Genomic DNA, 24,284 nt, shown 5'->3' on the forward strand with positions numbered 1-24,284 from the left:
AGCCGGATACCCGGCTGGGCCGCCATGGCGGCTATTATTATCATAATACAGTCGGCGAATATTACAATGGATAGCATACATAATTTCAGCCGATGGCCGAATAATAAGTAGGATACAGAAGAAAGTAAAGTACATATATGCCCCTTTCCATGAATTTTCCGGCCGGAGCCTTGGGGACAGAGGGGGAAAAACTGTGATACACTGAAAAAAATGAGGAGTATTGTATGAGAGTTGTTGCATTTAACGGAAGCCCTCGTAAAGGAGGAAACACCAGCCGTTACATTGATGCAGCCCTTGAGCCCATTCGAAACAAGGGGCACGAGGCCGAAAAGGTGCAGATCGGCGGCCATATGGTACGGGGCTGCACAGCCTGTCTGAGCTGCAGGAAAACAGGCGACGGAAGATGCATATACGACGATGATCCGATGAACAGCTGGATCGAGGCCATGAAAAAGGCTGATGCGGTCATTATTGCCTCGCCGGTTTATTTCTCAGACATGACCCCGGAGGTAAAGGCCCTGATAGATCGAGCCGGTTATGCCCTGCGGGGGATGGAGAAGAATCCCCTGACACGCAAAATCGGTGCAGGGATCGCCGTTGCCAGGCGTGCCGGCCATACCCACACCCTCATGAGCATCAACCAATTTTTCTTTATCAACGACATGGTCGTCCCGGGATCGACTTACTGGAATGTGGGGATTGCCAGAGCCATCGGCGATGCCGAGGCAGATGAAGAGGGGCTGAAAACCATGAGGCGCCTGGGCGAGAATATTTGCTGGCTCCTGGAGAAGCTCGGGTGAACAGCGCGCTGGAACGCCGAATATCCGGCGACTGGTTTGATGTACGGGAAGTATCCACCGACCCTGTCGCAGCAGCCAAGGCGGCAGGGCTTTCCGTATCCCTTCTGCAAAGGGAAGCGGATGAGCTGCGTTCCTGCATCGAAGAGGGGATCATAGAATACAAAACAAGTGTCCTCAGAAGGGTTCTTGCCCCTCTGGCTTCCCTCGCCTATGATTCCCGGGGGCTCGATTCGGTAATAGGCGGAGCCGCTACCACGGGAGGTGGGATCTGGGCATCCCTTCAGCAGCGAAGAATCGCCTCCGGCAGGCTAGCAGAAGCAGAGCAAAAAATAAAAGAAGGCGAAACTCCATCAGGAAAATCGGACGTTTTTGTACCATCCAACCCGACCGAGCTCCTTAGAGCCGTCCAGCGGCTCTTTACCGAAGCCCCGGAAAAGCGGCAGGAGGCTGCAGGGAAGATGATACTGCTTCAGCTGAAGCAGTACCACCAGGAGATGGAGAAGCTGAAAGAGCTGCTCGCCTCCATTCCCGAAGAGAAACGGGGAGCGTTGAAGGAAAATTTCGCCTACCGGCTCCGAGATATCCTGCGAAAGGTTGGCCAGGGATATGTAACCCTGATCGAAAAAGAGGATTCGGACGGCGGACAAAGGGGAACAGGACCGATGCTGGAGAGGATCGATAAGAAGACCTTTGCATCGATGACAAAACTCTTCCACAAAGAGGCAGAGCTCTTTTCCCGTATTCGTTCCACGCTTCTTTTTGTTGCTGACGAGCGTTTTCGAAGCAGGCAAATCCTGCTTTCCCTCGAGGGAATAGAAAAAGAGCTGCATGATCTCTTCGAAAAGGAGAGGCAATACTATCGCACCCTTGCTCCCTTTGGAGAAGATGCACGGCGTCTCGGCGTTGAGATCGCCGTAAGGATACGTGAGATAGCACTGGAAAGTGCCGAGGCCCTTACGAAGGAGTAGCTTTTCCGTCCCGAAGCCTGGAAGTCACCAGGATTCAGGACACTATAGAGACCTACAAAAGCCGATTAAACCCTTTCTCGCGAAAAGTTTCCACAGCCTTTTTGACAAGTTGCCCCTCTCCTTTTTTGCAAACCAGCAAAACACCGTTCTCTTGTACCACGATAAGATCGTCGACCCCGCAAAGGGCAACGGGAAGATCCGAATGGACAAAGCACCCCTCACTGGCGATTGCAATGGCCTTTCCACCCTCTTGCTCGGATATCTCAAGGTCGTTGTCAATGACCTGGGAAAGTTCATCCCAACTGCCGATATCGTTCCAGATAAAAGAAGCCTCAACCATCGCAGTCCGACGGCACTTTTCCATCACGGCATAATCGACCGACTCCTTGGGGCTACGGCCGTAGGCCTCTTTCACATCGGGATCGCGAAAGAACAGATCCATGCCGGAAAGCCGCTGCGAAGGTTCACGAACCTCTATCGACGAGAAGACCTCGGCGATATCCGCCCTGCCTGCCTCAAGCTCTTCAAAAAAGCGATCGATGCGAAAACAAAACATGCCGCTGTTCCAGAAAAAGTCTCCGGAACGACAAAACGCTTCGGCAGTCCCGAGATCGGGCTTCTCGCGGAAACGGCGAACGAGACGCCCTCCCTCAACCGCCTCGCCAGCCTCGATATAGCCGTAGCCGGTCTCGGGCCGTGACGGATGGATACCGAAGGTAACGAGAAAACCACGTGAAGCCAGAGACGCGGCAGCTTTCATATCAGCGGCAAAAGCTTCGGTTGGGGTAATAAGGTGATCGGAGGGCAGAACCGCCATGGTTTCATCGGATCGGTGATTGTTGCGCAGTATGGTTGCCGCTGCAGCTATCGCGGGAGCCGTATTTCGCGGTGCTGGCTCGGCCACTAGTTTGATACGCTCTTTGCCGACGGAAAGCTTTGCACACTCTTCGGCTACGCTGTCGATCTGCTCGTCCAGGGTAACAATGAAGAGATCGCCAGTTCCCAGTGCAAGAGCACGTTCAACGGTAAGCAAAAGAAGACTCTTTCCCTCATGGACAGGTATGAACTGCTTCGGTCTCCTGGAGTTGCTGGCGGGCCAGAGCCTGGTTCCCGATCCTCCTGCAAGAATGCAGACATTGTCGACACCGGTGGTTTCTGTCGTACTCATCATCTCCTCCATACCGCTTTTTTCTCATTATGAACGATTCTTTCTTCGTCGACAAGGAAGGCTTTCTTGACCGGCTGTCGGGTGGGGAATAGAATGACTCTATCTACCGAAACGCGCAAGGGATTGCAGCGAAGGCCCTGGAGCCGACGGCGGTGCGGCAGGGCGATCGGGAGTGAGCCCGTAAGCCGCAGCGGAATACCGGAGGCGAAGCGCCGCAGCGGAAAGCCCGTGCCCCGAACCCTTGGTTCGGGGCTGCGCCAAAAAGAACAAACAACTAAGGAGGATGAAATGGCAAAGGGATTCACACTTTCGATCTACCCCTGGGTCTATGTCGCCCGGTTCGCAGAGGAATGGACCGAGGAGTATGTCGAGAAACCCCACAAAAGTCCCGCGGAGGAGGCGGAGCTGGATGAAGCGCATAGGGACGAGTTGCTGGCGAAGCGAAACAGTTTTCCCGACCTCCCCCTGGTCAACTACACAACCCAATACGGAATGGGCTGCTTTGAGGGAATGAAGGCTTTTCCGCAGAAGGATGGACGACTCAAGCTCTTTCGTCCGGACCAAAATGCCGCCAGGTTTTACCGTTCGATGAAGGGACTCATGATGCCCCCCTTCCCCCAGGAACGTTTTGTCGAGGCCTCGCGACAGGTCGTGGCTCGCAACAAAAAACTCGGTTTTGCGCCGGACTACGATTCGGCCTGGGAGCGGGATGATTTTACCAGCGGAGAATCGATCTACCTTCGGCCTTTTTCTTACTCGGAACCTGCTATCGGGCTTGGAATTGCAAAGCATCCCTTCGTTGTTATTGTTTCGACACCGGTGGGCTCCTACTTTGCACCGGGAAGTAGTAAGGCAGTGGTTTCGGAAAAGGTGCGGGCCTTCCCCGGAGGAACGGGGTGGATTAAGTGCGACTCCAACTATGTCGTTCCTATCCTGGAGAAAAAGGCGGCCGAGGCTGCGGGCTATATGGAAACGGTTTTCCTCGATGCGGTGGAGCATCGATACGTTGAGGAGGGTTCTTCCTGTAACATTTTCTTCCTCCTGAAGAACGATACCCTGGTGACACCGGCCTTGGGTAATACGATCCTTCCCGGCATTACCCGCTCTTCGATTCTGAAGATTGCTTCCGAAATGCTCGGTGTGAAGACCGAAGAGCGGAAGATATCCATCGATGAGGCCATGGAGGATGCCAAGGAGTGTTTCGTCTCCGGTACTGCGGCGGGCCTGAGCCATCTTGAGTCGATCACCATGAAGGATAAAACAGCACGTTTCGGCAACGGTGAGATGGGAGAGCTTTCACGCTCCCTGCTCAAGACGCTGAAGGGGATCCAGTACGGCAAGATTGAGGATCGTTTCGGCTGGATGGTCGATGTAGAATAGCCTGAACAGCAGCCGGCTTAGTCGGCGAAGAAGAGCGATTCGGGGTCCTTGGGGATTTCCGGATAGATTTGGGGATCGTAATCGCTGTTGGGGTATACCATGCCTTGCTGATTGAGAAACGCGAGATTCTTCAATTCCGTTCTCACCAGCGATTCCGGGTCGCGATGTTCGTTTTCAAAAAGTTCGTTGGCACTACTGAGATAGCGGAGGGAATCGGTATAAAAACTTCCCCTCGCTGTCCGTTTATACATCTGATAGAGGGTAACGGCGAGGTTGTTGTCGGCCCGTATCAGATTTTCCACCACGGCGCGATGGGAACTTCGCTCTTCGGGCATGAAGTTTTCAAGACTTTGTCTCCGATCATTGAGATGGTCGACGATGCTTCGATAATAACCTTCGGCGGCCTGCAGATTGTTGCGCCGGTAGAGGGTGTTTGCAATGGCGAAGTTAAGGACGTCATTGGAGCTGAAGCCCTCGGTCGCGGAGGAGAAATTCAGGAGAGCCTTCCGATATTCTTCCTTCCGGTAGTGGATGTAGCCGATTTTGTAGTCGACCTTCGGTTCGGCATAGCGATTTGCCTTCGCCTTTTTCAGGTAATCGAGGGCAAGATCGAGGTCTCCGCCGACATAGTAGGGGATGTCCGCCCTGTCTGAGTAGAGGATTCCCGCTTCTTGTTTTACAGGCATAATGCCCCGTGCCCGTGCCGACTCATAGAGGGCAATGCCTTTGTCATAGGCGGATTCGGCCTCCAAAAATTCCGACCGGGCAAAGTGGATCTCCCCAATGCGGCGATAGCTGTCCATAAACATGAAGTGTCTGTCGCCGTTTAAGATCGGTAGTGCGGACATGAGTTCAATGCTATTGATCAGGGCCTTTTCTTCCTCGACTGTATCGTCGACTGTATCGAAAAAACGGGCAAGGTTGTAGTGGGCCTCCGGTAGCCTCGGTTCCTGCTCTTTTGCCCGAAAAAGAACCTCACGAACCTCGTCGATACGCCCCTTGTCCAAAAGATACCCCCCCAGTTCGGCATAGGCTGCCGCGTCCACCTCCAGCTTCGGCTCGGCCTGAAAGCGACGTCTGAGGGTCTCAACCTCCTGGAGGTTGTCGGTACGAATGAAATAGCGCAGCATACGAAAGAGGAATTCGTTTTGGATCCCGTAATTGTTCATCAAGGCGGCAAGGGCAAAGCGGGCATCCTCCAGTTTGCTCGAATCATCCTTGCCCCACTCAAGGTTGATGTCGCTGGAAAGAAGAAGTGCATCGTAATCGTCTATATGCTCTTCATCGGAAAGAAAGGTTTTGAGAATGGATGTGGCCTTGGGATAATTGGCAAGATCCTCATACTCCATCCGTGCATAATCAAGGGTTCCCTGTTTGTCCAGGCGATAACGGGAAAGAAGTCGTTCGTAGATGGCCTCGGCACGGGGCCACTGTCCGGCGCTCCTGTAGCCCTCGGCATAACGGTAGAACTGGCCTTTCATCGGCCAGATGTCCGTAGCCTGATCGAAATAGCTGCCGGACTGAGGGTACTCCTCGACACTCAGATGCTTGTAGCCTTTCTGGTAGAGGGTATAAGCCTTCACCGGTCGGTAGATAAAACGATAGGAAAGAAAGATGACAAGAGCGAAGGCCGCTGCCGTCAACAGAGCCGTTCTGATAACGGGCAGGACATTTCGTCTGAAGCGATAGGAAAAGGAATCCCGCGCCTCTTCGAAGGCTGTACCGGTACGCTTTTCATACTCCCGAGGAATTTTGACCCGTTTACCGGTGATTTTACCAACGAGGTTTGCGATATCTTTCGGAGAACGACCGCTTTTCAGACTCTCCAAAAGCTGTTTGAGTTCGTTACCGGAAAGCTCCGCCTCACCGATCTGCTCCTCGATGAGCAACTTTAGGTTGAGAGGCAAAGAGCCGAGATGCTCTTTGACGTGATCGAAATCCTTATCTTCCAGGGAAATCTCTTGGACAGCGGATTCGAAGAACTCACCTTCACCTGCTTCGGCCGAGGGACCTCCGAGATCGAATCCCGGTGTCTCAGGAGTCTCTTCCAAAACGTCGAAATCTTGTCCGAGATCGCCCAGGCTGAACTCATCTAGTTCGAAATCCTCGTCTTCGATCTCCTGAAGCTCTTCAGCCTCTTCCTCGTCGCTAACATTGCCGAAATCGGGCAGCTCAAATTCTTCGCCTTCTTCCTCGAAGTCGGGCAGTGAAAAGGCATCTGGAGAAGCCTCTTCTTCACTTGCGGCGGCTTCACCGGACTCCGAAGTCTCTTCGGCAAAGAGATCCTCGTCCATCTCCGGCAACTCGAGTTCCTCGGGCTCCTCGAGTTCAAAGGAGCTTTCAAGCTCTTCAGGCTCTTGTTCTTCCGCATGTTCTTCCGCAGATTCCGTTTCCTCTTCTTCCGGCTCCCACAGTGCCGGCTCTTCTTCCGCCGCTTCTTCCTCTCCGGCGGGCTCACCGGCCGCCGGAGCCTCTTCGGCAAAGAGATCCTCGTCCATCTCCGGCAACTCGAGTTCTTCGAGTTCCTCGGTTTCGAAGGGGCTTTCAAGCTCCTCAGGCTCTTGTTCTTCCGCATGTTCTTCCGCAGATTCCGTTTTCTCTTCTTCCGGCTCCCACGGCGCCGGCTCTTCCTCCGGCTCCTCCCCCTCTGCGGCGGCTTCGCCGGCCTCCGGAACCTCTTCGGCAAAGAGATCCTCGTCCATCCCGGCGGCCTGTTCGTCAAAGGAAGCTAAAAAATCATCAAGGTCCGGTGTCTCTTCAGAGGCCGCCTCTTCGGTATCGAGGGGAATCTCAGCAGGCCCTTCTGATGTCTGGGTACGATCATCCTCCTGGCCAGATTCGATACCGAGTTCTTGATCAACCTCGTCGAGAAGAAGAGAAAGATCCTCACTCAAGCCCGATTCAGGAGCAGAGACATCCCGAACCTTCTCTCCTTTCCCGGCAAGGATAGAGGGTTCACTACCGACAACGAGAAAATTGGATTTGAACTGTTCAATATCCTGGATTTCGGGCATATGCTTCCTTTAGTTAGTTTCGGTGCAAACCACCGGCCGCGTTAGTGTTATTTCTTTCGTCGCTGTAAGAGCTGCAAGAGCTTCTCAAGAACATGGCTTATCCTTCCGATAGACAAAGAGACAATGAAAGGTAACATATTCCACGCGCTACGGCTTCTATTTTCTTTCTTCCTCCTTCTATCTCCTGTGCTTGTATCATGGGCTCAGGAGGAGGCAACAAAGGGAAACGATATCGACATGGCACTCCATGTATGGCTTCAAGAGCTTCGAAGTGCGGAGTCTCCAAAGATATATGGTGATTCCATTGTATTCACCTATGCCCCGAACCGTTTTTCGGAAAGACAGATTAGGTCGGTGGGAATAGCTTTCGCCCATGAATCCTACCAGACCATTCACCCTTTTCAAAGGGTCGTCGATACCGGAAAGGAAGAGGGAGCCGAAGAGACAGGTGTCTTTTTCTGCCTCTTGCCTATTCCTCCGGGAGAAGAGGAGGTGAAGTATCGTCTCATTATAGATGGTCTGTGGATGGTCGATCCGGTCTCCATTGCCACGGAGAGAGAACCCAGCGGTCTGGAAGTTTCGGTTCTTCCCCTTCCAAAGGGAAGTGTTCTTTCTTTCAAAAGCCCCGAGCTTAACAGAGAGGGGAAGGTCACCTTCCGTTACAGGGCAAGCTCAGGTTCCAGGATCTATCTCGCGGGAAGCTTCAACGATTGGGACCCTTTTATGTATCGAATGGCCGAGAGCCGGGATATACCCGGCCTTTTCACCATAACCTTACCCCTTCCAGAGGGAACACACTATTACGCCTTTATTCGCAATGGAATCTGTGTTGCGGATCCCATGAATAACCGCATGGCATCAAAAAGTTCAGGAGAGCTCGTTTCTGTGGTACGAATCGGGGCAAAGCCTTCTATTGCTTCACGGTAAAAAGTAAAAAGCGTTCCTGCCCAGGATTGTCGGCACGCAGCACCGTTTCCACAGTTTTCGTTTCCTTTCGGTAGCGGGTGATCTCACTTGGCCCCTGCCAGAGCAGGCCGAAGAAGTTTCCGTTCAGGCAGGCGGTCACTCCCCATGGGAAGTGATACTCAGCCTGGCGGGATGGCAGAGCTCTGGAGAAAAGAGCCTCTGTCTCCTCTGTATAGAGCTCACCATTGGCCTTCAGATCTATCCACACCTGCGCCGATTCCATGAGATTGGCATAATCGTCGAAAAAGGTATCCCGGCAAATGGAAAATCCTAACTTTAATCCTCCGGCCGTGACAAGCCTGGCAGCCTGAGGAGATCCCGCATCCAATTCGACTATTCCGCGTTCAAAGGGCGTGAGATGGATCTTATCCTGCTCATACATCACCTCTCCATTCGGGCCGTAGAGTACCAGACGGTTAAAAAGCCGTCCTCCATCTTCGGCAAAGTAGGTCCCGGCAAGAATCATCAGGTGATGCAGTCGAGCCCCCTGCCCCCATACCCTATCCATGTGCTTCCTAACCATCGGTGAGCGCTTCAGAAAGAGGGTCTTCAAGTCCGGAAAGGGACGATCAGGGCCGGTGAGAAGGGCAAGGCCGTCTTCGATGGTGCGTACCCCCTCCAGCTGGTTTGCATCCGGAAGAAAAGCAAGCATCACATTTGCATACTCGGGAATGATAAGAAGATCGGCGCCGGAAGACTCGGCTCGGGTCATGATATCGTGTGCCTTGGCTTCAAAAGCCCCGACATCGAGATACAGTGTTTCGCTGACCTCGTATTGGCATACGGCAATGGTCAGAGTCCTTCCCTCTTCAGCGGCCGTAAAGGAAGGGAAGAAGAGAATGAGAAAGAAAAAGCCGAGCAGACGACGCTTCATGCCTTAAAAGTTATCCGGTCGAAATGTTTGGGAAAGATCCACGACAAAAGAAGCGGGTGCCTTACCCTGTAAAACGAGAAGGGCATTTTCCGCACACTTTTGTTTCAGCTCAACAATGGATTCCTCACTGTAATAGGCACAGTGATCGGTCAGCACCAGTTGCGGATAGGAGGAAAGCCTGGCGTCGCCGATAGGGGGTTCCTCTTCAAAGACATCGAGGCCTGCGGCAGACAGCTTTTCCTCTCGGAGAGCGGCGAGTAAGGCCTCCTGGTCTACGAGGGCCCCCCGAGCTGTATTGATGAGAACAGCACCTGTTTTCATCTTCGAAAAGGCGTCTGCATCGATCAGGTGGTAATTCTCCTGCCGCATGGGGATATGGATCGAGATGATGTCCGATTGTGCAAGTAAGGTTTGAAAATCAACGATCTCCGCCTCTCCGACGGCCACATTGTGATGGTCGGCATGGTGGTCGCAGATCAACACTCGAGAAAAGCCCAATCCTGACGCTTTTCGATGAAAACTTCTCCCCGTACCGCCGTAGCCTAAAATACCAAGAGATCTCCCGCTTAAACGCGGAATGGAAAGCGAGGAATGAATATTCCATCCGCCTGAACGTACCTGCCGATCGAGCAAGGAGACCCTTCTGGTCACGGCTAAAAGCAAGGCAAGAGCGTGTTCGGCCACCTCATCATAACAGTAGTCGGGAACCCGCGCCACCCAGATTCCCTTCTCGGTAGCGGCCCGTACATCCACCTTCTCGTATCCGGTCCCGTACCGGCTGATGACACGACATCGACGAAGGCCGCTGATGAAATCGGCATCAAGAACCATCTGGTTGACCAGAATTGCATCGGCGTCGGCACACACGGCTCGTAAATTTTCCGTACCAAGCTCGTATCCGGCAACAAGTTCTGCATCACAAGCTTCCAACACGCCAAGCTCAGGGGCATAATCTCCGGCAAATCGATCATCGGTAACAACTACGCGAAACATGCACACTCCTTGTCTCTTTTTTCATAACATGCTCTAATCTGACTATGCAGATATCCTATATCCTTTTCGATCTCGACGATACCCTCTACCCGTCGTCAAGCGGCCTTGCCCTCGCCTTTAAAGAGAACATTCTCTCTTTTGTATCCGATTATCTCAAGCTTCCCGTTGAGGAGGCAGAGGCTGTCAGAAAAGTAAAACGCAAAGAATACGGGACCACCCTCGAATGGCTCCAGAAAGAGAAGGGACTTGAGAATCCCGACTCCTACTTCGAAGCAATCCACCCAAAGGACGTCGGACGCTATCTGAAAAAGGATCCCGTGCTGGTCGAGTTGATCAAACGAATTCCTCAGCGTACATCGATTCTCACCAACAGCCCAATGGAGCATGCCGTCAGGGTATCCGAATTTCTTGAGATTCGCCATCTTATGGAACATATCTTCGATCTCCGCTCCAACAGCATGCTTGGGAAACCCGATTGGGGAGCATACAAGAGGGCTCTTGATACGATAAGATGCCGGCCGGAAGAGGTTCTCTTTGTCGACGATATGCCGCGATACCTCTATGCGTTTCGGGAAATGGGCGGTCATGTGCTTCTGGTGGATGAAAGCGGCAGACATAAGGGGACAGACCTTGATACGGTCACGTCCATTCATCAAATCGAAACCGTTTTGCGATAAGCTTACAAAAAAAAGCGGCCGATCTCCATGGAGACGGCCGTTTTTTTTGTTCAATTGAGTTCCCGCCATCTGTGGCAGGCAACAAGATGGCCGCCTCCGGCATCCTCAAGCTCGGGAATGCGCTCTTTGCAAATCTCCTTGGCATAGGGACATCGCGGATGGAAACGGCAACCGGACGGAGGGTTCAGAGGATTTGGAACATCCCCCGAAAGGATGATCTTTTCAATCTTGGTCTCAGGATCCGGAATGGGAATTGCAGAAAGCAGCGCCTTGGTGTAGGGATGCAACGGTGTCTTGAACAACTCAGGAGTCTGAGAGAGCTCCATCATCTTGCCAAGATACATTACGGCAATCCGCTGAGTGATATACTTCACCACCAGGAGGTGGTGGGTGACAAAAAGATAGGTAAGTTGGAATTCATCCTGAAGCCGCTTGAGCAGATTCAGGATCTGCGCCTGGACCGAAACGTCAAGGGCGCTGGTAGGCTCGTCCATCAAGATAAACTTGGGATTGGTTGCAAGGGCACGGGCCACGGCAATACGCTGCCGCTGTCCTCCGGAAAACTCATGAGGATATCGGCGCATGTGCTCACGGGAAAGGCCGACAGTGCCAAGCAGTTCGACTACCCGCTCTTCAACCTCTGCCGCACTGGAATAGACATGCTGGATTATCATCGGCTCACCGACGATATCCTTAATTAAAAGTCGGGGATTAAGGGAGTTTGAAGGGTCCTGAAAAACGATATTGATCTTTCGGCGGGCCTCCTTCATGGCTCTGCCCTTAAGGCGGGTAAGGTCCATCATCTTTCGCATGGCCTCGGCCTGTGCGACAGCCTCCGGTTTGTCGGAGGCAAACAGAGCCTCAAGCTCCTCGATCTTTTCTGCATCCTGATCGAGATAGACACGCCCGGCAGTGGCATCGTGAAGTCGTAAAATGGCCTTTCCTAAGGTTGTTTTGCCACAGCCGGATTCTCCAACCATACCGAGACATTCGCCTCGTTTAATCTGGAAAGAGACATCGTCCACCGCCTTCACATCTGCGATATGCCGACGCATAACGCCCCCCTTTACGGGGTAGTATTTTTTCAGATTTCTGATATCAAGGATGTTATCGTTCATTATGCTTTTCCCCCGTGAAGAGATGACACGCGACAAAGTGATCCTTCGAATGCTCGATGGTGACCGGCTTTTCTTTCTTGCAGATATCCATTGCATAAGGACAGCGTGGATGGAATCGGCAGCCTGTCGGCGGATGAATTAAATTAGGAACCGTTCCGGGAATGGTTTGTAGAGCTCCCTCCTGCTCAACCTTCGGAACCGAATTCATGAGCCCCTTGGTATAGGGATGAAGCGGATTCTTAAAAAGCTCTTTTACCTCCGCCGTCTCCACCGCATCACCGGCGTACATGACCGTAACCCGGTCACATACCTCGGCAACAACGCCGAGATCATGGGTGATAAACAGCACAGAAGAAATGAGGGTTTCTTTTAGCTTCTTGATGAGGTCGAGAATCTGAGCCTGAATGGTAACATCGAGATTACTTGTCGGCTCATCGGCAATCAACATACGGGGATGACACGCCAGAGCGATGGCTATGACGATACGCTGCTGCATACCGCCGGAAAGTTCATGGGGATATCGATCCACCACATTGTCGGGATTGGGAACCCCCAACTGCCGCAAAAGTTCGATCACATGAACCCTGATGGTAAAGGCAATCCGCTTCCGATAACGCTTGAAAAAAGGAACATGCGAGGCAAACTGCACCAAAGGATCCTTTTTACGAATATGCTCCCGGTGCCGTTTCAGAGCCTCCCGTTTTCTAATATCAGAGGCATCTGTGGCCTCTTCAAGTCGGTAGAGCTGTTCATCAATCTCAAGCACCAATCGATTGTGCCGTTCATATACCGCCCGTTCCCGCGCCATGAGACCACGAATCATCTTCTTGTAGGGGACAAGCCCCTTTCCGGCATTGATATCTTCTGAAAGTCTTTTTTCCGTCTCTTCGAGCATCTGGGGCATACGGTGAAACTGAAAACTCTCTCCCACCTGTTCACCAATGGAAAGCACAGGATTAAGCGAGCTGGAGGCCTCCTGGAAGATCATGGAGATGTCGTTTCCCCGGATCGTCTGCATAAAGGCTTCGCTACGACCCACGATATCGATCGCTTTGTCCCGCTGCTCTTCGCTGAAAAAGAGATGAATCTGTCCGCTTTCGATTCGGCCGGGAGCCTGTACAATCCGCATCATGGAACGGACGGTCACGCTTTTACCACATCCCGACTCGCCCACGAGGCCGTAGGTCTCCCCCTTGTTGACATGGATACTGACCCCGTTCAACGCTTTAACGACGCCCTCGAAAGTATAAAAATTGGTATAGAGCTCCTTCGTATCAGCAAGCTTTTCCACTATTTTCTCCGCATCTTTGGATCGAAAACGTCACGAATGGCGTCCCCGAGAAGGTTCCATCCGAGTACAAACAGCGCGATGGTGAAGCCGGGAATCAACACCACATACCAAAAGGCAAGCCGATCACCCGGAGGCCCGACAATCCAGTTTCTGCAAGTGGAAACCATCTGCCCCCAATCGGCATATTCGGCCCCGGATCCAAGCCCGAGAAAGGAAAGGCTCGCCGCAGAAAGGACCGTTGTACCTATCTGCATCGAAGCGACAATAATAACCGAAAAAACACTGTTGGGCATAACATGGCGGATGAGGGTCCAAAGATGCCCCGCTCCGCTCGCCTTTGCCGCCTGAACATAATCCATGTCCCGGACAACCAAAATCTCCGAACGAATAACCCGCGTATAGCTGGGCCAGTTCAAAATAATGAGCACAATAACAATCGACTGCAACCCTCGCCCGATGGCCACAACAAGGGCCATCGCCATGACAAGGAATGGAATCGAATAAAAGATGTCGGTTATTCTCATGATGATCTCATCGACAATCCCCCCGAAATAACCGGCAAGGGCACCAAGAACAATACCCACGACCAAATTCGCAAGAACGACAAGAATACCAATCTTGAAGGCGTTTCGCGCGCCCCAGATGATACCGTAGAGAATGTCGTATTGTTGCGGCAGAGTACCGAGCGGGTTCTCCGCGGAGGGAGGCGACGGAGTCATCTTCCAGCCGTTGTGAGGCATCTTATAGGGATCATCCGGATACTCGGGTGGGGCCAGTAAAGGGGCAAAAATCGCCAGAACTGCGAAAAAGAGAATAATGGATACACCAATGATGGTCAGAGGATTCTTGAAGAGCCGCTTCATCGAAAAACCGAACTCTTTCCATCGGGGATGGGCCGATCTTACTACCGGCTTAACCGCCTCGGCGTTGATGGTCTGCTGATTGTCGTTTGTCTGCATAACGTAAGGCTCCTTACTCACCCAAGACGGATTCTCGGATCGATAGCCGCATAGATGATATCAACAATCAGATTCACCGTAACAAAAACCATACCGAGAAACAGTACGTTGAACATGACTGCCGAGACATCAAGCTGGGTCGCAGCTCGTGCCATCCACCATCCGAGTCCCTTTCTGCTGAAGATGGTCTCGGTAATCACCATACCTCCCATCAAATTGGCAAACATGACACCACTGACCGTTATGACCGGCAACAGGGCATTTCGCCGTGCATGTTTATAGTTGATGGTCCGCCTGTCGGCACCCTTTGCAAGAGCGGTCCGAATATAATCCTGCCCAAGTTGCTCCAGCATGTTACTTCTCATGAGGCGCATAATCAGGGCCGAAGAGAGGATGACAAGATTGATAATAGGCAAAAGAAGATGCATGAGAGCATCTTTAAAAAGGCCCCACCGACCGTTGAGTATGGCATCTATGGTGATAAGGGATGTGTAATGATGAAATCCCTGACTATATAATAGATCTTTTCCTTCATTGGAGAGGGTTCCGGGAGGGAAAATGCCGAGGAGCCCATAGAAAAGCATCAACAAAATAAGGCCGAGCCAGAAGGTCGGCAGAGAATAGCCGATAATTGCGAAAATTCTGGAACCATGATCGATGGGCGTATCCTTGTGGATAGCCCCCAGGGTTCCAAGCCAAATCCCGAAAAGGATAATAAGAGGTGTTGCATAGAGGACAAGCTCGAAGGTAACAGGGAAATAGCTTTTAAAGGCCGAAAGGACAGGAGCCTCGGCAGTAGCCGAATAACCGAAGTCGCCCTTTAATACATTACCCATCCAGCGGAAATACTGAACCGGGGCAGGGTCGTCCAGGCCGTAGGTTCTGATAATATTTTCGAACTGATCGGGGGAGATCTTTTCGTTGGTGACATAGGCAGCCGCCCGCATACCGGGAGGAAGAAGCATCATCACCGAAAAAACCAGGATGGAAACCCCCAGCAGAACAAAGATCATAAAGAATAGTCTTCGAATGATATAGTTAACAAGACTCACAGGTTTTCTCCGAATCGTATATGAAAATCAATCGGAAGGAACAGCTCCCCGGTAAAAGAACCGGGAAGCCGTTATAGATTGATGGGAAGCCGATATTAATACTCTTTTGTAAACTGGCTGAAAATAAGGGGATGGTTCTCCATGGGATGGAAAACATAGCCCTTTACCCAGTCCTTAAAGTATCGGCGGGATACCGGCTGATGCATAACGATACCGGGAGCATCCTCCAGCCATATGTCCTGTATGCGGTAGTAGATCTCTTTCGCCTTGGCAGGATCGGATTCGATGGCACCGGCTTCGAGGAGACGGTCCGCCTCGGGATTGTTGTAACCGCATCGACCACCGTAAACTCCCTGTGAGTGCATATAGGTTGTCATGAAGTTATCGGGATGGGGATAGTCTGCACCCCAACCGATGTAGAAAAGGGGCAAGGTTTTGGCTCGCGTTGCCTGAACATAGCTGGCCCATTCGACTCCACGAACATTAATCTTGAATTTTGGATTGAGTTTCATGATGTTTTCGGCCAGCATCTTGACGGAAGCCTCACGCACCTCGTTTCCGGTGTTGTAAAGGAAATCCATCTTAAAACCCTTGTCCCAAACCTGTCCGCCCCAGGCCTTCTTGAAGTACTCTTCGGCCTTTGCAGTATCATAGGGGATCCGCTTAAGGGAATCGTTTCGGTAGGGAAGTCCTGAAACATGGGGCGTCGGGCAGTCGATGCCGGCCCCGCTCAGGATGTCGGAGAGATAGGTGTCTTCATCCCAGCAGTAACTGAAGGCAAGACGAACATCTTTATCCGTGAAAAAGTCGGCAGGGATACCCTCACCGTCGAGTTTTCCACTGTAAATAGCAGGGTTGTCGACGGCATTGATTTTCTGGTTAAAGTTGATTGCACGAACACCAAGTTCCTTCAAATCTTTAATAACGGTAATGCCAGTCTCTTTATCCATCTCATCGTAATACAGGGGATCAACCTCAACACAATCCGCATCGCCCTGAAGAAGCATCAACTTTCGGGTCGACCATTCGTCGACGACCTTGTAGATGGCCTTTGCAAGGACGGGCTTCTCACCGTGGAAATCCTCGTTTCGAGTCATAACGACCTCGACACCGCGTTCCCAGCGGTCAAGCTTGTAAGGGCCGGTACCGGAAGCGATATCGTTAAGGGTTTCTTCTCCATTGGCAGGTGCGTTGAAGCTCTTCCAGGTGGCCTCGGTGCCGTCCCAGCCACCGTTGGCAATAACGAAATCCTTATCCACAATTGCAGCCCAATAGCCCGAAAGAATCGCAAGGAATGGGGGGAAGGGGGCTTTCAGATTGAAAACCACCGAATCACCCTCAACCTGGATCGCATTCTGCAAATCTTCCCACTTTGCAACGATGTTTCCATCTCCGTCACGGCTTGAGTAGGTACCGAAGAAGGGGAAATAGAGCATCCAAACAGGGCCGGCATCGGGATCGGTTACCATGGAACGGATAAAAGAGTACCGCACCACCTCAGGGGTGAGCTCATTTCCGCTATGGAATTTGATTCCTTTTTTGATTTTGAATGTATAGGTCTTTCCACCGTTGGTGATACCGCCGTTCTCAACCGTAGGGACCTCCTCACAGAGAACGGGAACGAACTTGTCCACGGCAGAGCCGTCGAAGAAGACCAATGTCTCGTATAAATTCTGGATTACACCACCAGATACTTCATCATAGGCTCGGGCGGGGTCCAAGCTCTCTACGGTGCCATAACTGGCATACACAAAGGTATCCGGATTTTTGATTTCTTTCGCCGCAGGTTCCGACGTTTCTGCAGCTTCCTGTGTAGCTTCTTTCTTACCGCATCCAACAAATAGTGCAGATAAGAGAACAAGCACGAGGAATGGTGCAAAGATCTTTTTCATCTTTCACTCCTTATAAAAAAAAAACTTGCTCTATAGACTAAAACAGATATTAGCCTTTGACAAGCACAGTAGGCAATGGTAATTACTATTGTAAGCGTAAATTCACAAAACAACTTCGTCGAACAGTGCTAAAGCCGGCCTCTTCCAGGAAAGGAAGCAAAACCGCACCATTACCCGGGATATCCAGCAGCAAACCAGCAGCGTCTCTTGCCGCAGCCTCTTCCCGTGCCTGTTCTATCAATAATTTTGCAAGGCCAAGTCCCCGAAAACGGGGATCCACGAAGAGCAGAGGCAGGCGAAACACAAAACCTTCTTCGGCATTGAATCCCGCCATGAGAGCAAAACCGGCACGCCCACCGTCAGGGGCGGCGGCAGACACCATTACCACCTCGTCTCCGTTTTCCAGCACAAGCATGCACTCCTCGACAAAACTACGAAAGAGAAGTTCCTCGGACTCCGGAAAAAGCCCTTGAAAACAATATTCCACCAGCTCCTCTTCCACCGGCTCCGGGAGGGGGTGTATCTCAAGCGGGAAATCACTAAGCACAAGCTCGCCGGTCTCTTCCGGTTCCGGCCCAAGAGAGGCAAGATCCCGGGCCTCTTCATTCCTGTGAAACCAATCCCGCACCGTTTGCCGCATCTCATGTTCTTTAAAGGAGTACCACAACTTTTCAAGCGGACCATGATTCTTGAGAACATCCTTAAATCGCCGAAAAACCCCCTTTCCCCCGGCAAGGGCACGACTAAGCTCTTCCCGATACATGGGGTTATTCAGACTCGAAACGAATTTCTCCATGAGTCGAAAGCCATCGGCAGAGGACCAGCGCGGTATGGAAACCAGTTTTTCGGGTAGGGATTCACCTCCATCCTCCGTTTCAAAACCCGCAACAGGAACTACCTCAAGCTTTTCCATATGAAAAAGAAAGCTCTCTTCCTGGTTTTCCATGGCAAAAATGATTTGATCCACCACCTCGGATGAAAGGATGACCCGATGGCTCACTACGACTCCTCCCGGAGAGCCCTGACCACCGAGCGAATATCTGCAAGAGGCACGAGCCGCCGCCTATCCGCTCTTCTATCGTAGAGTTCGGCCCTTCCCTCTTCCAGGGTGGAAGCACTAATTACGATCCGCCAGGGGATTCCCATCAATTCCGAATCTTTGAACTTAACACCGGGAGATTCGCTCCGGTCGTCGATAAGTGTATCTTCACTTATCGACGCATAGAGTTGTTCCACTTCCCTCCTGACGGATGCGCCCTTGCCGATCCCCATCAGAAAGAAGCGGTAAGGGGCCAAAGAAGGCGGCCAAAGCAAACCACGCTCGTCTCTTTTCGTTTCGGCAATAGCGCCAAGAAGCCTGTCGATACCGATTCCGTAAGAGCCCATGTGGGGATAGAGCCTCTTACCGTTCTCCTCTCTAAATACAAGCTCCATTCCCCTCGCATAGAAATCTCCAAGCTTGAAGATATTCCCCAGTTCGATGGCCCTAACCGCTTCGAGGGGGGTGCCGCATTGGATGCATCGATCCGATTTCCTTATCATGGCGATATCGACAACGTGTTCGCTCTCAAAATCACGGCCGAAATTACAGTTCAGAATATGGGTATCGGGCTTCCCCCCTCCGGTGATGAGATTCACCGAACCTGCCACACTGTCGTCGACGACAACGGGCAACGAAGGGGGAGCGGACAGGGGGCCAAGATAACCGGGAACCAGCCCGAGGGATGCAAGTTCGGAGGGCCCGGCAAAGGCGATCAGGGGTTTGCCGAGATAGGCGGAAAGCTTTTCCTCGCTGATGTCGTAGTCGCCGCGAACGACCGCCATGGCATATCCATCGGGAGTACGATAGACAATAGACTTCATGAGTGAAGAATTTTGTACACCGAGAAATTCGGAAACCCCGTCGATGGTTTGAATACCGGGAGTGGGAACCTCTTCCATGCGCCCAGGTACGCCCTGGCTGTACTGTTTTCGCCCCCGTGCCACATGGCGATTGGCCCGATAACCGCAAACCGGGCAGCTCATGACGACATCATCACCTAAGTTGCTGGGAAGCAGGAACTCATAGGCCTTTTCCCCCCGCATGTATCCGACTCCGGACTCTGCCGTGAGAATATCAAGGCCGCAGCGAGAAAAAATCCGCTCGTAGGCGGCAAACATCTTCGGAAAAAAATTATTGAGAGCCGTAGCGCTGCGATGAAATGAGTAGGCATCCTTCATTTCAAACTCTTTCAGTCGAACAAGCCCCTGACGCACCCGTTCCTCATCCCGGAATTTCCTTTGGAACTGGAAAAGAAGAACGGGAAAATCCCGATACGACCGAAGTCCGTAACGAGCCAATTCGACAAAGGCCTCTTCATGACTGGGAGAAAGGACATAGCGGCGTCCACTTCTATCGGAGAACCTGATCATAGCGCGGTCTATCAGGTGTTCCCGGCCGGAACGCTTCCAAATATCGGCTGGATTCACCAGCGGAACCGAAACCTCCTGACCACCGAGACGATCCATCTCCTCTCTGATGATCTTTCTCAGCTTTTCGACAACCTTGACACCAAGGGGAAGATAGGAATAAAGGCCATGCCCAAGCGGGCGTATAAAACCTCCGCGAAGCAAAAACGAAAGTCCCTCGCTCTTTACATCCTGCGGAGTACTTCTGAGTGTTTTACCGAACAGATGACGGTATCTCATTGCAGTATTGTAGCTTCCCCGGAAAGAGGGGTCAAGCAGCCCTTGACTTGACCGGCTATTCATTGGATAGTTTGAGTAAATAGAAGGAAATACCAGCACAGGAGAGGTATGATGAGTACTATTGAATTTATTGAAGCAAGAGAAATTCTCGACTCCCGTGGTAACCCCACTGTGGAAGTTGATGTCGTTCTTGAAGATGGATCCATGGGACGAGCAGCCGTTCCATCGGGAGCTTCGACCGGTGTACATGAGGCCGTAGAGCTTCGTGACGGCGATAAGAGTCGTTTTATGGGAAAGGGCGTGCTCAAGGCCGTGGAAAACGTCAACGACACCCTTGCCGGTGAGCTTGTTGGACTGGATGTCCTCGACCAGGTTGATATCGACCGCACCATGATCGAACTCGACGGTACCGAGAACAAGGCAAAACTTGGCGCCAATGCCATTCTGGGTGTATCCATGGCGGTAGCACGGGCAGCCGCCGACTTTCTCGGTGTGCCTCTTTTCAAGTATCTCGGAGCCTACCACGCAACCGTTCTTCCGGTTCCCATGGCCAACATTCTCAACGGCGGCTCTCATGCCGACAACTCCGTAGACTTCCAGGAGTTCATGGTTATGCCCGTCGGCGCCCAGAATGTCCGAGGCGGCATTCGCATGATCGCCGAGGTGTTCCACAACCTCAAATCCATCCTGAAGGACAAGGGTTACAGCACAGCAGTGGGAGACGAGGGAGGTTTCGCACCCAACCTGAAGAGCAACGAAGAGGCTTGTGAGCTTATTCTTCAGGCCATCGAAAAAGCGGGATACCGCCCAGGCGAAGATGTCATGATTGCTCTCGATCCTGCCGCAAGCGAGTTCTACGACGAAAAGAGCGGCAAGTATAAGCTCCGCTGGTCCACCGGCGCAGAATACTCAAGCACCGAAATGGCCGATTACTGGGCAAGCTGGACAGAGAAATATCCGATCATCAGCCTCGAAGACGGCATGGCCGAAGACGACTGGGAAGGCTGGAAATACCTCACCGACAAGATTGGCAAGAAGGTACAGCTGGTGGGTGACGACCTGTTTGTAACAAACACCAAGCGCCTGAGAAAGGGAATCAGCGAGGGCATTGCAAACTCCATCCTCATCAAGGTAAATCAGATCGGAACCCTTACCGAAACCTTCGAAGCAGTCGATATGGCGAAGAGGGCCGGTTATACCGCTGTTGTTTCTCACCGATCGGGCGAGACCGAAGACAGTTTCATCGCCGATCTGGTTGTCGGACTGGAGACAGGACAGATCAAGACCGGTTCTTTGAGCCGAACCGACCGTCTTGCTAAGTACAACCAGCTTATGAGAATCGAGGATTATCTCGAAGGCGTCGCCGAATATCCCGGCATGAAGGCCTTCTACTCCATCAAACGCTAACATCCTAAACGATTTGTTTTACAAAAAAAGCTGTCCGGTTCCCGCCGGGCAGCTTTTTTATGGCATGTATGACAATTTCAATTTACTGGTGGCCCGTTAATAGCGAACGGAAAAGCCGCGTATGCCTTCGGGAGAAACTTCCTTTACACGCACAGTGTCGATTCTGGCCATCGACGGACCTTTTCTACACCATGCGATGAAAGTCTGACACGCTTTCAGACTTCCTTCAGCATAAAGAAGAACACTTCCGTCATATTCGTTGCGTACCCACCCATTGATTCGCGCACGATCGGCGGCCAGCTTTGCTGAGTAGCGAAAACCGACCCCCTGCACCCGTCCCGACACGGTAATTCGGTAGGCTGCCAAATTCAAACCTGCAATTCAGAATCGAGGGCGTCTCCCACCTTCTCCGCCAGTAACGCATAATCGAAAGGCTTATAGATCACTTCAAAGGGGATACTGAATTCCGGTCGAAGAAATCCGCTCGTGATGAAGATACGTTTATCCTTGCAATAGGTATCAAGAAATTTTATCCAGTAATCTCCGCCGAGAATATCCATACGATAATCGGTCACTATAACTTTTATGGCATGATCCAGAAGCTGCTTTATAGCTCCGACACCATCGGAAGCAACCAACACCTTAAAGCCTTTCTTCTGAAGATAGTCACGGAGGGTAAGGCGTATGGAATCCTCATCCTCCACAATTAAAACAAGGCCTTTTCGTTCCTCATGCATGTACGCTACCCCCTGGCAGCCACAAGATCCTGAACGGCAGCAAGCAGTGAACCGAAATCAACAGGCTTGGCAAAAAAGGCGTCGGCACCCTCGCTGATAATCTTTTCTGACTCAGCCTCATCGTCCAGGCCGCTCACGGAAATGATAACCGGCGAACCGAGGCTCTCATCTTTTTTAATTTTGGTGCAAAGCTGGTGTCCGTTGACTCCCGGGAGATCGATATCCAAGATAACGATATCGGGTTTCTCCCGACTTAAAACGACACCGGCTTCAAAACCGTCAAAAGCCTGACTAATCTGCCAATCGGGCATCTTGCGGGAAAAGAATTGTTTCAGCATATCATTCAGCTCTCGATCATCATCAATGATAAGGACCTTGTCTTGATCTTTCTGACGCTGCAGATCTTCAAGCTCTTCGGGGATTCGCATACCTCGCTCTTCGAGAAAAGAGAGCAAATCTTCGGCATAAATTCGGTATTGACCTCCGGGCGTGGTGAATGCCTTCAAATGATTGCTTTTTATCCAGTTTATCGCAGTTTGATTCACAACTCCACAAATATTGGCGACTTCAAGTGCGGAAAAAATCCTCACTTTTTTCCCATTTTTGGCCATGGATTGTATATCTCCTTCGCCCGTTTTCTGAATATCCTTTATTGTAACAAAAATATCTAAAAGGTCAATGCAAACCTTCCGAGGGACCAAAAAACTTCTCAACAGTCCGCATAACCTTCGATCGGGAAAATCCCTTTCGTGCCAGAGATGCCGCCATGGACTTCCGCGAAACACCATCTTTGCGAAACAGTTTTCGGGCGGCTTCTTCAAGAGCCGCTGTTTCCTCTTCAGGTCCTAAAAGGGTATCGACAACCGTTCGGGCAATGGTCCGATCAACCCCTTTCGACGCCAACCCCGCCAACAACTTCACTCTACCTTCAGGATGTCGGCGCATTCTCGATCCCACCCACATCTCGGAAAATCGCTTATCGTCGAGAAGGTGAAGTTCCTCCAAGCGAGCTATCACCGTATGAATCACTTGGTCGGAAAAACCGCGACGCGAAAGCTTTCCACGAAGTTCGAAAGCGCTATGTTCCCGTCTCCCGACAAGATCAAGGGCCTTGGTCCATGCCGAAAGCATACGAGACTGCTCTTCAATAGCATAGAACAACTCTTCGCCGATTTCCATTCCTTCTACAAGATGTAGGGTGAAAATACATTCACCCGGCACAAAAAAAGAGGAGCCGTCGGAAATGGTGAGATATACACCTCTTCCTTCGGCTCCCTTGCGTATGCTCTGAAGAACCACGCTTACCGTTTGGAGAACTGGAATCTTCTCCGTGCTCCGCGCTGACCGTATTTCTTCCGTTCCACCATTCGGGGATCTCTGGTAAGAAAACCGTTTGCCCGGAGTGAAGTCAGATTTCCTGCATCGTATTCTACAAGGGCTCTGGCAAGGCCATGGCGACACGCTCCGGCCTGGCCAGAGGGTCCACCGCCCTTAACATTGATAACAATGTCGAATTTACCTTCACTATCGGTCACTGCAAGGGGTTGTCTGACCACATAGACAAAAGAGGGATTATTGAAATAATCATCAACACTCTTTCCGTTCACGGATACGGCTCCACTACCTTCCCTAAGGTAAACCCTGGCTACCGCTGTTTTTCTTCTACCTGTTCCTAATGAAAGATTCTTTACCACCTATTTGCTCCTATCGCCGTTAGATTTCAAGGGTCTCGGGCTTCTGCGCCGTATGGGGATGATCCGCTCCAGCATAGACCTTTACGTGACGAAAAAGCTCTCTTCCGAGAGGACCTTTGGGAAGCATCCCCTTGATCGCATGCTCCATAGGAAAGGTTGGCTTACGCTGGACCATCTTATCGTAGCTTTCCATTGTGAGACCGCCGGGATAACCGGAGTGCCGGTAATAGAATTTCGCGTTTCTTTTGTTTCCACTCAAATCGGCCTTTGCCGCATTGAGAATTATGACATAATCACCTGTATCCTGGTGATACAGGAATTCCGGTTTGTTCTTCCCACGCAGAACCCTAGCAACCTTCTCGGCAACTCGGCCAAGGCGCTTGCCTTCGGCGTCGACCACATACCATTTTGTCTCCTGGTCGCCGCTTTTCTTCATGATCGTCTTCATTTATCTGCCTCTATTTCATTTTTACCGGAGAATTGGACGGAATAATCCCATATCACGGGATTTCTGTCAAGGCAGGGGGCCGGGGCTGTACCTCCTACTCCTTCATCCATCTTCTCTTCGCCGGAATTATCCGCTGTAACAAGAATAACCAAATTACG

The 24,284-nt window shown here is 51.6% G+C and carries 23 protein-coding genes; 6 read left to right on the forward strand and 17 right to left on the reverse strand.

Annotated elements, in window-relative coordinates; translation table 11 throughout:
- Positions 1-224 precede the first annotated feature (224 nt).
- The gene (locus SPIRS_RS18810) at positions 225-800 is read left to right on the forward strand and encodes a flavodoxin family protein (protein ID WP_013256276.1); all 576 of its coding nucleotides are present in this window, start codon (positions 225-227) and stop codon (positions 798-800) included.
- Positions 797-1,768, forward strand: a complete 972-nt coding sequence (locus SPIRS_RS18815; RefSeq protein ID WP_013256277.1) for a hypothetical protein — start codon at positions 797-799, stop codon at positions 1,766-1,768. The genes SPIRS_RS18810 and SPIRS_RS18815 overlap by 4 nt, the downstream gene beginning before the upstream one ends.
- Positions 1,769-1,820: 52 nt before the next feature.
- Here the strand turns inward: SPIRS_RS18815 and SPIRS_RS18820 are convergent, their stop codons facing one another.
- Complete coding sequence (locus SPIRS_RS18820; protein ID WP_013256278.1) at positions 1,821-2,936, reverse strand: mannose-1-phosphate guanylyltransferase; 1,116 nt, start codon at positions 2,934-2,936, stop codon at positions 1,821-1,823.
- Positions 2,937-3,224: 288 nt separating this feature from the next.
- Between SPIRS_RS18820 and ilvE the strand changes: the two genes are divergently transcribed.
- Positions 3,225-4,316: a branched-chain-amino-acid transaminase gene (ilvE, locus tag SPIRS_RS18830; RefSeq protein WP_013256279.1), complete on the forward strand. Its 1,092-nt coding sequence runs from the start codon at positions 3,225-3,227 to the stop codon at positions 4,314-4,316.
- A 17-nt stretch (positions 4,317-4,333) separates the two neighbouring features.
- Here the strand turns inward: ilvE and flcA are convergent, their stop codons facing one another.
- Entirely contained in the window at positions 4,334-7,330 is a 2,997-nt protein-coding gene (flcA, locus tag SPIRS_RS18835; RefSeq protein ID WP_013256280.1) for a periplasmic flagellar collar protein FlcA, read from the reverse strand.
- A 123-nt stretch (positions 7,331-7,453) separates the two neighbouring features.
- On the opposite strand from flcA, the gene SPIRS_RS18840 reads away from it, so the two are divergent.
- The gene (locus SPIRS_RS18840) at positions 7,454-8,257 is read left to right on the forward strand and encodes a glycoside hydrolase (protein ID WP_013256281.1); all 804 of its coding nucleotides are present in this window, start codon (positions 7,454-7,456) and stop codon (positions 8,255-8,257) included.
- On the opposite strand, the gene SPIRS_RS18845 is transcribed toward SPIRS_RS18840, so the two are convergent.
- Positions 8,241-9,170: a nitrilase-related carbon-nitrogen hydrolase gene (locus tag SPIRS_RS18845; RefSeq protein ID WP_013256282.1), complete on the reverse strand. Its 930-nt coding sequence runs from the start codon at positions 9,168-9,170 to the stop codon at positions 8,241-8,243. The genes SPIRS_RS18840 and SPIRS_RS18845 overlap by 17 nt on opposite strands.
- 3 nt (positions 9,171-9,173) lie before the next feature.
- Positions 9,174-10,163 carry a C-terminal binding protein gene (locus tag SPIRS_RS18850; protein WP_013256283.1) on the reverse strand — a complete coding sequence of 330 codons (990 nt, stop codon included), beginning with the start codon at positions 10,161-10,163 and terminating at the stop codon, positions 9,174-9,176.
- Between the two features lie 44 nt (positions 10,164-10,207).
- Between SPIRS_RS18850 and SPIRS_RS18855 the strand changes: the two genes are divergently transcribed.
- Complete coding sequence (locus tag SPIRS_RS18855) at positions 10,208-10,840, forward strand: HAD-IA family hydrolase (RefSeq protein WP_013256284.1); 633 nt, start codon at positions 10,208-10,210, stop codon at positions 10,838-10,840.
- Between the two features lie 50 nt (positions 10,841-10,890).
- On the opposite strand, the gene SPIRS_RS18860 is transcribed toward SPIRS_RS18855, so the two are convergent.
- From SPIRS_RS18860 to proS, 7 genes are all read right to left on the reverse strand, one after another.
- Positions 10,891-11,958: an ABC transporter ATP-binding protein gene (locus tag SPIRS_RS18860; protein ID WP_013256285.1), complete on the reverse strand. Its 1,068-nt coding sequence runs from the start codon at positions 11,956-11,958 to the stop codon at positions 10,891-10,893.
- Positions 11,948-13,249, reverse strand: coding sequence for an ABC transporter ATP-binding protein (locus SPIRS_RS18865; protein WP_013256286.1), 1,302 nt, complete (start codon positions 13,247-13,249; stop codon positions 11,948-11,950). Before SPIRS_RS18865 ends, SPIRS_RS18860 begins: the two co-directional genes overlap by 11 nt.
- Positions 13,249-14,208: an ABC transporter permease gene (locus SPIRS_RS18870; protein ID WP_013256287.1), complete on the reverse strand. Its 960-nt coding sequence runs from the start codon at positions 14,206-14,208 to the stop codon at positions 13,249-13,251. Before SPIRS_RS18870 ends, SPIRS_RS18865 begins: the two co-directional genes overlap by 1 nt.
- Positions 14,209-14,225: 17 nt before the next feature.
- Entirely contained in the window at positions 14,226-15,260 is a 1,035-nt protein-coding gene (locus SPIRS_RS18875) for an ABC transporter permease (RefSeq protein ID WP_013256288.1), read from the reverse strand.
- Positions 15,261-15,355: 95 nt separating this feature from the next.
- Entirely contained in the window at positions 15,356-17,152 is a 1,797-nt protein-coding gene (locus SPIRS_RS18880; protein WP_013256289.1) for an ABC transporter substrate-binding protein, read from the reverse strand.
- Between the two features lie 85 nt (positions 17,153-17,237).
- Positions 17,238-18,152: a GNAT family N-acetyltransferase gene (locus tag SPIRS_RS18885; RefSeq protein WP_013256290.1), complete on the reverse strand. Its 915-nt coding sequence runs from the start codon at positions 18,150-18,152 to the stop codon at positions 17,238-17,240.
- Complete coding sequence (gene proS / locus SPIRS_RS18890; protein ID WP_013256291.1) at positions 18,152-19,840, reverse strand: proline--tRNA ligase; 1,689 nt, start codon at positions 19,838-19,840, stop codon at positions 18,152-18,154. Before proS ends, SPIRS_RS18885 begins: the two co-directional genes overlap by 1 nt.
- Positions 19,841-19,951: 111 nt before the next feature.
- Here proS and eno point away from each other — a divergent pair, with 111 nt between their 5' ends.
- The gene (eno, locus tag SPIRS_RS18895) at positions 19,952-21,247 is read left to right on the forward strand and encodes a phosphopyruvate hydratase (protein ID WP_013256292.1); all 1,296 of its coding nucleotides are present in this window, start codon (positions 19,952-19,954) and stop codon (positions 21,245-21,247) included.
- Positions 21,248-21,343: 96 nt separating this feature from the next.
- On the opposite strand, the gene SPIRS_RS18900 is transcribed toward eno, so the two are convergent.
- The 6 genes from SPIRS_RS18900 to rplM all read right to left on the reverse strand — a co-directional run bounded on the left by SPIRS_RS18900 (position 21,344) and on the right by rplM (position 24,126).
- The gene (locus SPIRS_RS18900; protein ID WP_245537625.1) at positions 21,344-21,613 is read right to left on the reverse strand and encodes an acylphosphatase; all 270 of its coding nucleotides are present in this window, start codon (positions 21,611-21,613) and stop codon (positions 21,344-21,346) included.
- A gap of 2 nt (positions 21,614-21,615) precedes the next feature.
- On the reverse strand, positions 21,616-21,984 hold the full coding sequence (locus SPIRS_RS18905) for a response regulator (RefSeq protein ID WP_013256294.1): 369 nt from the start codon (positions 21,982-21,984) through the stop codon (positions 21,616-21,618).
- A gap of 5 nt (positions 21,985-21,989) precedes the next feature.
- On the reverse strand, positions 21,990-22,595 hold the full coding sequence (locus SPIRS_RS18910) for a response regulator (protein WP_013256295.1): 606 nt from the start codon (positions 22,593-22,595) through the stop codon (positions 21,990-21,992).
- A 64-nt stretch (positions 22,596-22,659) separates the two neighbouring features.
- Positions 22,660-23,163 carry a regulatory protein RecX gene (locus SPIRS_RS18915; RefSeq protein ID WP_245537626.1) on the reverse strand — a complete coding sequence of 168 codons (504 nt, stop codon included), beginning with the start codon at positions 23,161-23,163 and terminating at the stop codon, positions 22,660-22,662.
- Between the two features lie 122 nt (positions 23,164-23,285).
- Positions 23,286-23,678 carry a 30S ribosomal protein S9 gene (gene rpsI / locus SPIRS_RS18920; RefSeq protein WP_013256297.1) on the reverse strand — a complete coding sequence of 131 codons (393 nt, stop codon included), beginning with the start codon at positions 23,676-23,678 and terminating at the stop codon, positions 23,286-23,288.
- A 19-nt stretch (positions 23,679-23,697) separates the two neighbouring features.
- Positions 23,698-24,126 carry a 50S ribosomal protein L13 gene (gene rplM / locus SPIRS_RS18925; RefSeq protein WP_013256298.1) on the reverse strand — a complete coding sequence of 143 codons (429 nt, stop codon included), beginning with the start codon at positions 24,124-24,126 and terminating at the stop codon, positions 23,698-23,700.
- Between the last annotated feature and the right edge of the window lie 158 nt (positions 24,127-24,284).

It is taken from the genome of Sediminispirochaeta smaragdinae DSM 11293 (assembly GCF_000143985.1).
Taxonomy (GTDB): Bacteria; Spirochaetota; Spirochaetia; order DSM-16054; family Sediminispirochaetaceae; genus Sediminispirochaeta; species Sediminispirochaeta smaragdinae.